Here is a 13,333-nt window from a genome sequence, read left to right on the forward strand (position 1 = left end):
GCTTTAGTGGCTGATTATTCCTTAATTAATTGAAATCAGTTGCATGCAAATCTCTCTTCACAAGTAAAGATGGTGTAATTACTACACTAAGGAAATGATAGTTATCAAGGCTGTTTATGATACGTATCAAGAGTAGGACAAGAACAAAGTGAGCTAATAGATTTTTGGATCGATGTTCGGGTTAATTAAGGTAGCTAATCTCCCAAAATATTCTTATCCGGGAGGTTTAAGGCATAAAGTCACGAAACATTATTATCTGAATACAAGCCAGTTGAAACCAAAAAAACCACCAGACAAGGCTAAAGGGCAATGAACCTTTATAGGAGATAACAGGCGATTGAAAAAGATGAGGAGAATCAATTTTTGCTTTGATTCACCGGGCTGATATCACTCAACACCTCCTATTTCAGGATCACATTATCAAAATATTTGTCGAAAATCTTTTTCGCCTTTTGTTTCAATTCTTCTGAAGGGACCGGGGTATCTTTAAGAGGATAGTTCATCCCAAGAAGATCCCATTTATGACTACCTAACTGGTGAAAAGGAATAAGCTCAACGCGTTCAACTGTTTTATAATTTGTAAAATGCTGCCCCCATTGCTCCAGATATTCCTCCTGATCAGACCAGCCTGGCACAAGCACATAGCGCAACCACATTTTCCTTCCACTGTCTTCCCGGTATTTAGCCAATTCCAGCGTATTCTTATTGGTTAATCCAGTCAGCTTATGGTGCCATTCGTCATTAATATGCTTTACATCCAGCAAAAGGATATCGGTGTAGTCCAAAAGATCGTGTACTTCCTGGTTATTTAAGCGTCCATTAGAATCAAGACAAGTATTAATACCCTCCTCCTGCAAGCGTTTGAAGAAGGTAAGTAATTTAGTTCTCTGTAGTAAAGGTTCTCCACCGGATACTGTTACGCCACCATCCTTTCTGAAATAAGCCCGCTGACGCTTGGCCCTTTTTACCAATTCTTCAATTTCAACCAAGGTTCCTCCCTTTACATCTATGGAGTCGGGGTTCTGGCAGTAAAGACATCTGAACTGGCATCCCTGAACAAAAACCACCATCCGGATACCGGGGCCGTCATGGGTACCAAAGGTCTCCAGTGAATGGATCCTCAAATGTTCCGGATCGTTCACATTCAACTTGGCAGCATCTATATCTTGTAAAGGGAAATAATTCATAGTGTATTTTACGTTTTCGGTAGCGTTTTGTTCCGATTAAAGATCGAGATTAAAGCCTTTCATTTCTAAATCTGCAGTACAACTTCTTGCTGAGCGTCTTTATCAGGAGGCTGGGTATAGGGCAAAAAAAAGCCAGGCCCGGGGTAAAGGCCTGACTTCAAACCACAGACAAAAAACAGATTCTTTATCTACTTACATACTTTCGTGGAAAGTACGTGTAATTACTTCTAATTGATGTGCCCTTGATAATCTTACGAAGTTCACAGCGTATCCTGATACCCTGATCGTTAATTGAGGGTAGTTTTCAGGATGCTCGTAGGCATCGATGAGCGTTTCGCGGTTAAGCACGTTCACATTCAGGTGATGAGCATTTTGAAGGAAATATCCTTCCAACGTATTCACCAGGTTATTTACCTGTTCCTCTCTGCTATCTCCTAATGATTTCGGAACCATAGAGAAGGTGTTGGAGATCCCGTCCTGAGCGTCGTTATAATCCAGTTTACATACCGAATTTAAAGATGCTATAGCTCCGCTACAGTCACGACCATGCATTGGATTTGCGCCTGGTGCGAAAGCTTCACCTGCTTTACGACCATCAGGAGTTGCTCCAGTGTTTGTACCGTACATCACGTTTGAGGTGATAGTAAGCAGTGATAGTGTTGGAGTTGCATTTTTGTAAGCTACGTGCTTACGAAGCTCTGCTACAAAATATTTGGTTACCTCCTGAGCGATGCTGTCTACTCTGTCATCATCATTACCATACTGAGGATATTCTCCTTCAATTTTGAAATCAACGGTTAAGCCTTTTTCGTTCCTTACAGGGGTAACTTTTGCATATTTAATAGCAGATAAAGAGTCGGCAATAATTGAAATACCTGCAGCACCATAAGCAATGTCGATATGCGGATCAGTATCAACCAGAGCCATCTGTGCTCTTTCATAGTAATACTTATCGTGCATGTAATGAATAATGAACATTGCTTTAGCATACACTCTGGCGAGTTCGCTTAACGTGCGTTTGAACACATCAAACACTACGTCATAGTCCAAAGCGCCGTCTGCAATTTGAGGTATATTCTTGATCACCTCCACTCCGTCATGCTCTTCACGGCCACCATTCAAGGCAATTAATAAAGCTTTAGGAAGATTGGCTCTTGCACCAAAGTGTTGAATTGATTTTCCGATCTCCTGGTAAGATACGCAACAAGCGATACCATAATCATCTCCACCACGGATACTTCTCATCAAATCATCATTCTCATACTGGATAGAAGAGGTATCGATAGAAACCTGAGCACAGAACTTTTTGAAGCCTTCAGGTAATTGCTCAGACCAAAGCACTGTCAAGTTTGGCTCAGGTGATGCCCCTAAATTATAAAGGGTTTGAAGGAATCGGAATGAAGTACGGGTTACTTTCGTACGACCGTCATGTAAGATACCACCGATGGATTCAGTTACCCAGGTAGGGTCTCCACCAAAGATCTCATCGTAAGATCCAGGGCGAAGGTGACGAACTAAACGTAACTTCATCACGAACTGGTCGATCAACTCCTGAGCACCTTCTTCGTCTAACAAACCTGCTTCAATATCTCTTTCCAGGTAAACATCAAGGAATGAAGAAACGTTACCCAAAGACATCGCTGCTCCATCTTGTTCCTTTACTGCTGCCAGGTAGGCAAAGTAAACCCACTGTACTGCTTCACGGGCATTTTCAGCCGGTCTGCTAACATCAAAACCATATTCAGCAGCCATTTTGATCATATCATTCAAGGCACTGATCTGAGTGTTGATCTCTTCACGTAGACGAACTTTATGTTCAGTCATTTCGCCACCTACCTTAGAGAAGTCAGCTTTTTTGAATTTTATAAGCTGGTCAGCTCCGTACAGCGCAAGGCGACGGAAGTCACCAATGATACGACCGCGGGCATAATTATCAGGTAAGCCTGTTAAAACGTGTTTAGACCGGAAAGCACGGATCTCAGAGTCATAGGCATTAAACACCCCTTCGTTGTGGTTTTTAGCGTAATTAAATACATCCAGAACCCGATCTGAAGGTTTAAGACCTCTTTCTTTCAAAGCAGATTCAACTAATTTGATTCCGCCGAAAGGCTTCATTGCTCGTTTAAGTAGTTTGTCTGTTTGCAGACCAACAATAACTTCGTCCTCTTTTTTAATATAACCCGGACGGAAAGCTGTCATTGTAGAAATAGTTTCAGTGTCAATTGCAAGGCATCCGTTATTTGCTCTCTCCTGCAATAAGGCAACTTTTACTGTATCCCAGAGGCTTTGAGTCCTTGGAGAAGGACCGGCAAGGAACGATGCATCGCCTGTATATGGCTTTATATTCTTTACAACAAAATCATATACATTTAGCGCTGTGTTCCAATCTCCTGGCACAAATGGGATTGCTTTGACATCTGTTTTCATACTGTTTTGCTTTTAATTATGATTCAAAAGTAGCGGGAATGGGGCGGCAGAAGTATGATTCGCATCACAATTAAAAATGATTTGAGGATTTTGTGGGGGATACGCACTAATATCTAACTTCGTAGCCTGGTTTTATATGAGAACAAAAAAAGCCGATCTCCCGGTTCAGGAATTACTGGAAGGTGAGTACTTACGGGTAACTCGTCTGCATAAGGATTTAAATAATCTTTCAGTTGTCCCCCATCGTCATGATCATTACGAAATGATGATCGTAACAGAGGGTAATGGCACGCATTCCATAAACTTCAAAAACTATTACATAAAACCTAACAGGGTCTATTTCATTCATCCCGGACAAGTGCATATCATAGAACCCTTTGAACGGAGTGGTTGGCTCATCCTATTTGGGGAAGAACTTTTCAAACGTTTTCTGAACATTCATCCTCATGAAGATGAGTATGGATTACTTGACTCGTATACCCATAATCCCTTTGTGGATCTACATGCCGGTCTTAACAAAATATTCTCTCTCCTTATCGAGCAGTTAAACACAGAGTTATCCGACCCCAAACAAGACGTTGATATTCTATTACATTACGTATCTCTGCTATTGCTGCATGCCAACCGGACTCAAATAGTCCAGCACCCACAGATTCAGCTCCCAGCCCGGAACAAGTTGCTATTCCATAAGCTCAAACAATTAATAGAGGCCAACTTCAAGCAAGAACATTTAGCTGCATTTTATGCTAGTGCTTTGGGTACAGATATCAAACAACTTAACAAAGTATGCCGGCTAGCTACCGGGTTAACGGTTTTTGAATTACTACAGGAAAGACTATTAACTGAAAGCAAGATACAACTGCAAACTTCAGCAGGATCTGTAAAAGAAATAAGCTATGCCCTAGGCTTCAATGACCCCGCTTTTTTCGGACGTTTTTTCAAAAAACACACGCAGTTAACACCGGCCGAGTTTCGAAAAACCAGGATGATATAAACCACAAAACACCCGAAATGTACCAGATTTAACTTTTTATTCGCTCTACTTTTGCCAACATCATGTCAGAGCAAAAGAAAGTAATAAATGCCATAGGCTGGGGAGTAGTTGCTTCCCTGTTCCTATCCTCAACTTTCATTATCAATAGCATCCTTGCAGGATCAGGTGGATATTGGGCATGGACAGCAGCACTTAGAAGCCTGTTCCTAATTCCCATCCTTGGAATAGTGGTATTCTCCGCCAAGCAGTTGAAGCCATTAATAAGCGCATTTCTGCAGCAGCCCTGGATTTTTATAAAATGGGGAGTGATCGGCTTTGGTGTACTATATACGGCCTTAGCTGTTGCTTCACTTTTGTCTCCCGGATGGATGGTGGCCGCTACTTTCCAAATTAACATCCTTGCCGGAATACTATTAGCTCCGTTTATTTACCCGGATGAAAGAAGATCAATTCCACGCAGGGCACTTCTGCTTTCTGTGGTCATTATTGCCGGTGTTTTTGTTATGCAATTTGAGAAAATGAGTCAATTGAACTCAGCTAGCAATGTACTATTAAGCTTTTTCATAGTACTACTGGGCGCAATAGTATGGCCACTCGGAAACAGAAAATTACTGGTAGATCTGGAACATAAAGGAGTACATCTGAATGCTCTTCAAAGAGTGTTGGGTATGAGTGTAGGATGCCTTCCCCTGCTTGTAATTTTGAGTGTCGTTGGATATATGAAGGTAGGATTGCCTCCCCTTGCTCAATGCGAATCATCCCTCTACTCCGCGTTATTCTCCGGCTTCCTTGGAGGGGTAGGTTTTTACCAGGCAACTCAAATGGTGAAGAAAAACCCTGTAGCGTTGGCTACTATTGAAGCCACTCAGGTATTTGAAATACTATTTACCCTTGCAGGCGAAATGATTTTAAAAGGAACTCCCCTACCTGGCTTTTATGGCCTGCTTGGACTTATGATAGTGCTATCAGGTATGTGCTTCCATTTCTGGAACACTCTCCGGCACAGCAAGAAACTCTCTCTTGGGTTAATTAGTTGAGCAAAATTGGCCGGTTAGTTCCGGCCTTTTTATTTTTAAATTATTTCTGAGGGCCTTTCAAAAGAAAAGGCCTTCATAATTCATGAAGACCTTTTTGTGCACCCGATAGGAATCGAACCTATATCATGAGAACCGGAATCTCACATTCTATCCATTGAACTACGGATGCGGCTGGGCAAAGATAGGATTATGAGCTATTAAAAAAAATAAATGATAGAGAATTTAGTGAACACTGATCCTTCGGTTATATCCTTTGCTTCTTCTCTTCCCATAGTTTATGGAACATCTCTAGTTCTGGATCTACTATATGTTCTGCGCAACGATTTTCGGAACTCCAATACACGGATTCCCTTTAAAATCGAAACATTTTGAATGTAAAAAAAAGAATTGATTTTCATCTGCAGATAAAATATATCTCCATTTCTCACTATTTAATGGAGCTATTACAGGTAAATAAATAATTAGTTGGTGTTTTATTACTAATTAATAAAGTGACAGGCGAATCTTCTTTAATAATTCTATCAACTATTCTAAACTCAACCCTCATAGTCCTCTCTTTCTTTAAAGCACATGAGCAAGAGAATACATCAAAATAAAATTCATTAAAAACTTTGTCATATTTATTTTCTGTTTGTCCGCTTGCAAAATTGATCACACATTTTAAATTAAGATAAGGGAAGCTGATTGCTTTTCCAGCATGAGCTTAATTTAAATAGGCTACAGAGCGGTCAGAAAGACCAATATTTAAAATCATATTAAGTCGGGAATAACTTGGGAGGATATAAGCCTCTACTTATCCCCGACTTAATACGTCTAATAAGCAATTAACCGCTCTGAGGTTTAAGTTCTTTTCCTATCTAAATTGAAAACAGAACAATTAAGCCAACAATAGAAATAACAGCAGCCAGGATGATCAGGCATTCTTCAATGCTCAATCGAATGCGAAATGGCCTTTTATACATACCACTATTCTTTTTTGCTATCGCCTGAGAGAGTTACGCTTTCTGGCTCCTTCACCGCCTGCTCGAGTTCATGCAAACGATCAAAGAACTGCGAGAGCTCCTGGAGATCCTCCTGTCCAACATCTCTGAAATCATCGTTCAGACATAGAAGGAACCAGTGCCAGAATAATTGTTCAGCTTTAGCAGCTGGGTAATCCTTGAAAAAATCCTGCATTACTTTTACCTGAGAAAGGCTGCGGGAATCGGGGTTTAAGCTAGTACTCATTATGTAATTGTGTTAGAAAAAATAAGTTCGGTTATAGAGATTGAAACATCAAAGGACTCTGCCCTCATTTTATTTTTTCAAGCCGGAGAAACTTGAACAAAACAAGCAAGGGCAGAGCCTTTGAATAAGCACCCTTATTGTCCCCATTCTAATCCCTGAGTTCCCACATTCAAGGTTCAGATACAATGCAGATGCTGCAATTTCTTCTAAGTATAAAACTTGCGAAATATAATAGAAAAAATTTCTAATCAACTATCATTTTGAAATTTACGACAACACAATATTATAATTAATTATATAATTATAAAAACATTTATATATAAAAATATACAAACAAATAAAGAATATCCAAGTAAGCCTTCTAGCTAAGAGGATAAAATGATCCGCTGCGATAAATTCAAAGGGAAATACGCCCGTAGTAATAGCTCACGACAGGAGCAGATAAGTATAAAAGGGAGCTAGAAGAAGGATTGGTTTGTGGACCTTACTATCCAAAAAAACCAATTCCCTTAGCCATCAGACCTGCAAGCAGAGGAATAATTAACAGTAAAAGCAGTTCTAACCTTAGGGACCAAAATACAGAAGCCGGAATTTGAACCAGGTCATCCGCATTACCCTTCCTTTGCTTAATAAAGAAGATAGTAGGATGAATTGAAAGTAATCCGACTAAAATGAATAAGGTGATCTTAGTATGAAAGATCCAATTCTTCGTATAGAAAACAGTGGGCTTTCCTGCACCGCTTAACCATAAGGTTAATCCGGCACAAAGTAAAGTAAGTGCTGCGATACCGTATACTGCATCGATCCTGGCAAGGAGGCCGATCTCCTTTCTGACCAACTCCTCCTTCAACAATAGATGTTCTGAAACAAGCGCGCTGAATATGGTAAAAATGCTTATAAAATGAATATAGCGAAGAAAGATTTCCAGGGTCATATATAGTAGAGCTAATTTAATTTACCTTTCTTAGATTCTCCCTTGCTGAAAGAGTTACAGTGCCAAGAGCATTTTTGAATTTCTAAACCTGCAATACGCTCTTAAAAAAATCAATTAAACCTTCTTTATTTGATTTTTATAATTTTCGATTTGAATACCGTTATCCCTACCCCTGCATTCAGGTCTACCTTTGTATCAACAATTAACAAAAAGAAAATTAAAAGGAGATACAATCATGAAATCACAAGAAAACACAAGAGAACTAGCACAACAAGCATTTAAAAATCACTTAGAGTACCTTTCAGCAGGAAGAATTCCTGAATGGGTAGATCTCTTCACAGAGGATGGCGTTCTTGAATTTCCTTACGGTCCGAAAGGCTTTCCTCAAAGCGTAAAAGGAAAACAGGAGCTTTTGGAGTATATGAAAAACTTCCCTGAGCATTTCAAGGTTGAGTTCGAGAATTTACATTTCCATGCAACGGAAGACCCAACTTTAGTGATCGCTGAATTCACAAGTAAAGGTCATGCCATTTCTACCGGTAAGCCTTACAATCAGAAATACATCTCTGTTGTAAATAACACTATTGACGGAAAGATAACGAAGTATGTAGACTTCTGGAACCCCCTGGTAGCAATGGAAGCCATTGAAGCCCCTCTCGAGACGTTTGTAAAAGATAGCGTCGCTTAGATCAAACCGCAGGGGCAAACCTTGACTTTGTCCCTGTTTCAAATCCAACAAATGAAATTTTTGCATAATTTTATAGCGGTTGTTGATAAGCATACCCGGCATTACAGGGAGTATTTACCGATGAAACTGCAAACACTGGAACAATATTACACGGAAAGATTTCTTAAGAAACCTCTTGATTTTAATAACGGACGTGCTCATTTCAATGTATTTCAAATTAATGAGCTTGCAGCCACAGATTCACCGGCTGTTTCCTTCGATAAAAAGAACTACTTTAAGATCTGTTTGGTAAAAGGGAGAAGCAGGATCCATTATGCTGATAAAAGCTTCGAGATTTCGAACTACGCACTTCTTTTTGCAAATCCCATGATTCCTTACAACTGGGTGCCACTCGAGCCAGAGCAGAGGGGTTTTAGTTGTATCTTCTCTGAGGATTATTTCGACGGCTTTGGGGATTTAAAACGGTATCCTATCTTTCAGCCCGGAGGTTTTCCGGTGTATGAATTAGCAGATGAAGAAGTGGAAGGAATTGCCTCCGTTTACCAGCAAATGCTGGAAGAGATCACTACCGACTTCAACTTCAAAAATGATGTGCTGCGAAACCTGGTATTCCAGCTCATTCATAGAACCCTGAAGCTTCGGCCATCCGCAACCATCGCAGCCGATCCTTCTAACGCATCTTCAAGAATCTTCTCACTTTTCATCGACCTGCTGGAAAAGCAGTTCCCGATCACCAATGTGGGACAAAGGCTTGCCTTTCGGTCCGCTTCTGATTTTGCGGAACAGTTGGCTGTACATGTTAATCATCTAAACAAGTCAGTAAAGGAAGCGACCAGTAAAACAACCTCCGAGCTTATTCTTCAGCGACTGCTAAAGGAGGCTAAGATCCTTTTAAAACATAGTACCTGGAACATTTCTGAGATTGCTTATGCTTTGGGTTTTGAAGAAAGTACCCATTTCAATAATTTCTTCAAAAAGCATCTGGAGCTTACTCCATCTCAATTCCGGAAAAGCCAATGAGCATACTTCCCTTCTAATCCATATCGAGGTAAGAATTGATGCGGAAATGCTTCATCTATAAAAGAAGGTTTACCTTTACAGTTTGAATCTGAACTTTCAGGTTTTTTACGATTACCTTGTCTTGTACTAGATGAAAAAGCTTTTTCTGTTTATCTTATTATCAATATGTACGTTAGGCACTTATTCCCAGGTGCTTGGAAAAAGAACTACTAAACTGATGGGTAGCCGTTGGGACATTACCCTGGTGGCGGCTGATTCGGTTACGGCTCAACGGGAAATAGATAAGGTTATTGCAGAGGTTAGCCGGATTGAATACCTGATCTCGGACTGGAAGCAGGAGACGCAAATTTCTGAAGTTAACCGAAAGGCTGGTATCGAAGCGGTAAAGGTAGATAAGGAGGTTTTTGAACTGACGGAAAGAGCGATTGAACTGTCCCGGTTAACGAACGGCGCTTTTGATATTAGCTTTGCAGCGATGGACAGGATCTGGAAATTCGATGGATCGATGACTGAAATGCCCTCACCCGAAGCTGTTAAAAAATCAGTGGAGAAGGTGGGATACAAGGACATTGTCTTAGATAAAGAAAAATCCACAATCTTTCTGAGAAGAGCCGGGATGAAGATTGGGTTTGGTGCTTTGGGCGAAGGGTACGCTGCCGACCGCTGCCGTGAAATGATGCAGGCAAAAGGGATAAAAGCTGGAATCGTGAATGGTTCGGGAGATATGGCGGTGTGGGGTAAACATCCTAATGGAACCAATTGGAAGATCGGCATTACTAACCCCTTGAAAAATGACGAGATATTCAAGGTAATGACGCTAAGCAAAAACGCTGTGGTTACCTCTGGCAGTTACGAGAAGTTTGTTGTTTTTAATGGCAAGCGCTATGCTCATATAATTAACCCTGCGACGGGTTATCCAGCAACAGGGGTTTGCAGTGTTACTATATTTGGTCCAAGCACAGAGAAGGCTAATGGTTTCAGTACTTCCATGATGGTACTTGGAAAAAAGTCAGGCATTGAATTAATCAGGAAATTTCCGGAATACAGCTATATTTTAATCACCGATAAAGGCCGTATCTATTCGTCAAAAGATCTGCGATTAAAAATGAAGCGATTGAAACACTAATAACAATCCATTAGTAACTGGCCGTGAGATTGGTAATAGCTCAGATCTTTGCCGTTCTGCGTAGTACAGATGTTATTTAAAAGGGTAATCATATCTTTTTGCATAGATAGTGAACCGCAAAGCATAATTACTCCCTTATTTGCAAGAGACCCGGCAATAAAGGAAGCATCGCGTTCTACCAAATTGCTTACGTACTGTTTATTTTCCTCCCGGGACAGTGCAAGCTCAATTCTTTGCACCCGTCCTTCTGCATGCTGCCTGTCAAGAAAATCCTCATAAACTTTAAAAGAGCTTCGCTGACGAAAACCGCAATAAAGAGTGACCGAAGTTCCTCTCCTGTTCTCTGCGATCATCCCCAGGAAAGGTGCGATACCCGTACCGTTGGCGATCAGAATAACCGAAGGGCTGCTTTCGGGAAAGTGAAAATGCGAGTTAGATACCAACCGCGCCTGGATCTCCTCACCTTCCTTTAATTTTTTTAAATAACCTGAACCTAAGCCATTCTCGTGCAACTTTACACTTAGCTGGATCTCCTTCCCTATTTTTCCCACAGAATATAAGCGTTCTCTATGATCTCCGGCAGGATAGATAGCCAACAGATCACCAGACGTAAACTTAGCAGAACTTAAGCTCTCTATGCGAAGCAGGAAGGTTTCGTCCTTCCGGGCATCTGTAATAGCTAGTACCCGAAATTTCTCTAAGTTAACAGCCGCAGTAAGGTTGATGGAATCTTTTTGCTCGAGACTAATATTGGCCTGGCTGCTCCAGGCTTCCATCCATAAATTAAACTCATCGATCGACTTATCGTTCACCGTATGAACTTCCAAAAGGGCCGAGGCCCAATCTTGCAAAGTCAGCTCATTATTCACCTCATAAGCAAAGCGACAGAAATCAGGATAGGCATGAGATCCAAAACCAAGCACAGAAAAGTTCAGCTTCTGCTGCTGGGGGTATTTTTTAAGAAGGGAAAGAAAACGATCTGCATTACTCGGTGCCTCACCTAAGCCATAGGTAGAAGTCATTAGCAATAATTGTTCGGCCTTCGGAAATTGCTTATACCTGTTTAATTCGGTGATGAAGGATTTCTCTCCTTTAGCAAGCAATTGCTCATGCACGATCTTAGCAAATTTGAAGGTGGTACCGTTCTCAGAGCCAACAAGAATAACAAAACGTGCGTCATCAGCACTATACCTGTTCTTTCCTAAATTCTTCCGGCGTTTAAAAGTGATGACGAATCCCGAATAGATAAAGAACAAGATATTTCCCGCAGCAATCATAAGCACAACCGCCCAGATAGCATTCGTTCGGCCCGTATGCAGGTTGAGGCTTAATTTGCCAACCAGCGTAGCTTTTGACAGGGGTACTTCTGTTAGAACATCGCCCGTAACCTGATTTACCGTTATTTCCCGGTCTACCAGTTTTAGCGTATAGTAGTCTTCCACATCCTCCGAAAAAGGAAATTCTACCGATTCTACCTCCGACAGGGGGGTATGCTTGAATATCTCAATATTTTGTAGTTCTTCTTGGGGTGTTGATCGTATAGCATCAAAATTAACCTCCTTAGCTATCTTCTTTTCCTCTACCAGCTTGAATCTAAGCAAAGACAGGTAGGTCCCGCTAAGTGCAATAATCAAAATAGGGATTAAGCTTAATCTTCCTAAAACTACGTGATAGTACTGAGCCCAACTATCCCTCGCTATTTTTGCAAAAAAACGCTTTATGCTACGTTGCCGCTGAATAACAAGGATGAGTCCGGATATAGTAATTAAAGACAGGAGAAAAGCGTCCAAGCCTATAATGAAACGGCCTGTTTCATGAAGAAAAAGAGAGCGATGGAAGCTGGTTACCCATTCAAAGAAATCGCTTTTCCTGGCAGGCTTTCCCAGGATGTTTCCATTAGCCGGATCTACATAAGCCTCCAGGGCTTCACCTTCTTCATCAGTAGCCTTAATAAGGACAAATCCGTTTTGATCAACAATTAATTCGCTTATGTCAGCATATTTCTTTTTTAATACGGGCAGGGCTTTTGCCAGGGTGACTTGTTCAAAGTCAGACGATCGGAAAGGTTGAACTTTTTGGGTAATTGGCTCAAAGGCAAGGATAATTCCCGTCAGAGATGCCAGTGTCAATAAAATAAAAGAAGATATAGCCAGGGCCAGGTGGCTATATCTCCAGATAGATATCGTCATACCGGAAGGCTATTAATTGGGCATGAAGCGAACATAGCGGATATAGCCTGTTCCTTCATTTTTTCCGGAAAGAGTTTCTGTAGTCAGGGGAACCTCAACATCCTTAAGCTGATACTTGTTATCCTCCACTGCACTTTCGAATCTCAGTTTATAGCCTGCGTTAATCTTTGCATTCTCCACCTCTATAACGTGTACACTTCGATCTCCTCCGGCAACAGAAGCACCAGTAATAGCACTGATGTCCTGCTTTTTCTTAGCAAAAGCTTTATGCCATTCCTTCAGATCGGGATACCATTTCTTGTCGGACCCCATCACATATAAGGTCTTATCATAAGCACCTTTGCTATCGATCAACGACACCACAATATAAGCTCCCTCGCCCATATAGTTCGTCATCTGGATCATACACTTGTATTTGGATGATCCACTTTTCTGCGCGAAAGAAGCGGTCGAAATCGTTAACACTAATAAAGCGGCTGCTACCGCACCAAATATCTTATTCAT

11 protein-coding genes and 1 tRNA gene are annotated in these 13,333 nt (G+C 41.0%); 5 read left to right on the forward strand and 7 right to left on the reverse strand.

From position 1 onward, the window contains the following. Positions 1–401: 401 nt before the first annotated feature. Together pflA and pflB are read right to left on the reverse strand one after the other, a co-directional pair. Positions 402–1,187, reverse strand: a complete 786-nt coding sequence (pflA, locus tag J4N24_RS03730) for a pyruvate formate-lyase-activating protein (protein ID WP_207532279.1) — start codon at positions 1,185–1,187, stop codon at positions 402–404. Between the two features lie 192 nt (positions 1,188–1,379). After that, the gene (pflB, locus tag J4N24_RS03735; RefSeq protein WP_207532280.1) at positions 1,380–3,614 is read right to left on the reverse strand and encodes a formate C-acetyltransferase; all 2,235 of its coding nucleotides are present in this window, start codon (positions 3,612–3,614) and stop codon (positions 1,380–1,382) included. A 136-nt stretch (positions 3,615–3,750) separates the two neighbouring features. On the opposite strand from pflB, the gene J4N24_RS03740 reads away from it, so the two are divergent. Next, on the forward strand, positions 3,751–4,608 hold the full coding sequence (locus tag J4N24_RS03740) for a helix-turn-helix domain-containing protein (RefSeq protein ID WP_207532281.1): 858 nt from the start codon (positions 3,751–3,753) through the stop codon (positions 4,606–4,608). A 62-nt stretch (positions 4,609–4,670) separates the two neighbouring features. Further along, positions 4,671–5,645 (forward strand): DMT family transporter, encoded by a 975-nt coding sequence (locus tag J4N24_RS03745; protein ID WP_207532282.1) that lies wholly within the window; start codon positions 4,671–4,673, stop codon positions 5,643–5,645. Positions 5,646–5,742: 97 nt separating this feature from the next. Here the strand turns inward: J4N24_RS03745 and J4N24_RS03750 are convergent. From J4N24_RS03750 to J4N24_RS03760, 3 genes are all read right to left on the reverse strand, one after another. Next, positions 5,743–5,814, reverse strand: a tRNA-Arg gene (locus J4N24_RS03750). A 797-nt stretch (positions 5,815–6,611) separates the two neighbouring features. Then, entirely contained in the window at positions 6,612–6,872 is a 261-nt protein-coding gene (locus J4N24_RS03755; protein WP_207532283.1) for a hypothetical protein, read from the reverse strand. Positions 6,873–7,359: 487 nt separating this feature from the next. After that, a complete protein-coding gene (locus J4N24_RS03760) occupies positions 7,360–7,806 on the reverse strand; it encodes a DUF2214 family protein (RefSeq protein WP_207532284.1) in 447 nt (148 codons plus the stop codon). Positions 7,807–8,041: 235 nt separating this feature from the next. Between J4N24_RS03760 and J4N24_RS03765 the strand changes: the two genes are divergently transcribed. The 3 genes from J4N24_RS03765 to J4N24_RS03775 all read left to right on the forward strand — a co-directional run bounded on the left by J4N24_RS03765 (position 8,042) and on the right by J4N24_RS03775 (position 10,640). After that, the gene (locus J4N24_RS03765; RefSeq protein WP_207532285.1) at positions 8,042–8,494 is read left to right on the forward strand and encodes a nuclear transport factor 2 family protein; all 453 of its coding nucleotides are present in this window, start codon (positions 8,042–8,044) and stop codon (positions 8,492–8,494) included. 51 nt (positions 8,495–8,545) lie between these two features. After that, positions 8,546–9,514, forward strand: a complete 969-nt coding sequence (locus J4N24_RS03770) for a helix-turn-helix domain-containing protein (RefSeq protein ID WP_207532286.1) — start codon at positions 8,546–8,548, stop codon at positions 9,512–9,514. 130 nt (positions 9,515–9,644) lie between these two features. Further along, a complete protein-coding gene (locus J4N24_RS03775; RefSeq protein ID WP_207532287.1) occupies positions 9,645–10,640 on the forward strand; it encodes an FAD:protein FMN transferase in 996 nt (331 codons plus the stop codon). Here J4N24_RS03775 and J4N24_RS03780 read toward each other — a convergent pair. Beyond that, the gene (locus J4N24_RS03780) at positions 10,637–12,829 is read right to left on the reverse strand and encodes a PepSY domain-containing protein (RefSeq protein ID WP_207532288.1); all 2,193 of its coding nucleotides are present in this window, start codon (positions 12,827–12,829) and stop codon (positions 10,637–10,639) included. The two genes, J4N24_RS03775 and J4N24_RS03780, sit on opposite strands and share 4 nt — an antisense overlap. A gap of 12 nt (positions 12,830–12,841) precedes the next feature. Further along, positions 12,842–13,333 (reverse strand): DUF2271 domain-containing protein, encoded by a 492-nt coding sequence (locus J4N24_RS03785; RefSeq protein WP_242691487.1) that lies wholly within the window; start codon positions 13,331–13,333, stop codon positions 12,842–12,844.

Origin of the sequence: Desertivirga arenae, from assembly GCF_017355785.1 — a bacterium.
Lineage (GTDB): Bacteria > Bacteroidota > Bacteroidia > Sphingobacteriales > Sphingobacteriaceae > Desertivirga > Desertivirga arenae.

Bases quoted from the DNA above. Each gene is read 5' to 3' on its own strand.
- pflA (WP_207532279.1), bottom strand. From the start codon at position 1,187: ATGAATTATTTCCCTTTACAAGATATAGATGCTGCCAAGTTGAATGTG.
- pflB (WP_207532280.1), bottom strand. From the start codon at position 3,614: ATGAAAACAGATGTCAAAGCAATCCCATTTGTGCCAGGAGATTGGAAC.
- J4N24_RS03740 (WP_207532281.1), top strand. From the start codon at position 3,751: ATGAGAACAAAAAAAGCCGATCTCCCGGTTCAGGAATTACTGGAAGGT.
- J4N24_RS03745 (WP_207532282.1), top strand. From the start codon at position 4,671: ATGTCAGAGCAAAAGAAAGTAATAAATGCCATAGGCTGGGGAGTAGTT.
- J4N24_RS03755 (WP_207532283.1), bottom strand. From the start codon at position 6,872: ATGAGTACTAGCTTAAACCCCGATTCCCGCAGCCTTTCTCAGGTAAAA.
- J4N24_RS03760 (WP_207532284.1), bottom strand. From the start codon at position 7,806: ATGACCCTGGAAATCTTTCTTCGCTATATTCATTTTATAAGCATTTTT.
- J4N24_RS03765 (WP_207532285.1), top strand. From the start codon at position 8,042: ATGAAATCACAAGAAAACACAAGAGAACTAGCACAACAAGCATTTAAA.
- J4N24_RS03770 (WP_207532286.1), top strand. From the start codon at position 8,546: ATGAAATTTTTGCATAATTTTATAGCGGTTGTTGATAAGCATACCCGG.
- J4N24_RS03775 (WP_207532287.1), top strand. From the start codon at position 9,645: ATGAAAAAGCTTTTTCTGTTTATCTTATTATCAATATGTACGTTAGGC.
- J4N24_RS03780 (WP_207532288.1), bottom strand. From the start codon at position 12,829: ATGACGATATCTATCTGGAGATATAGCCACCTGGCCCTGGCTATATCT.
- J4N24_RS03785 (WP_242691487.1), bottom strand. From the start codon at position 13,333: ATGAATAAGATATTTGGTGCGGTAGCAGCCGCTTTATTAGTGTTAACG.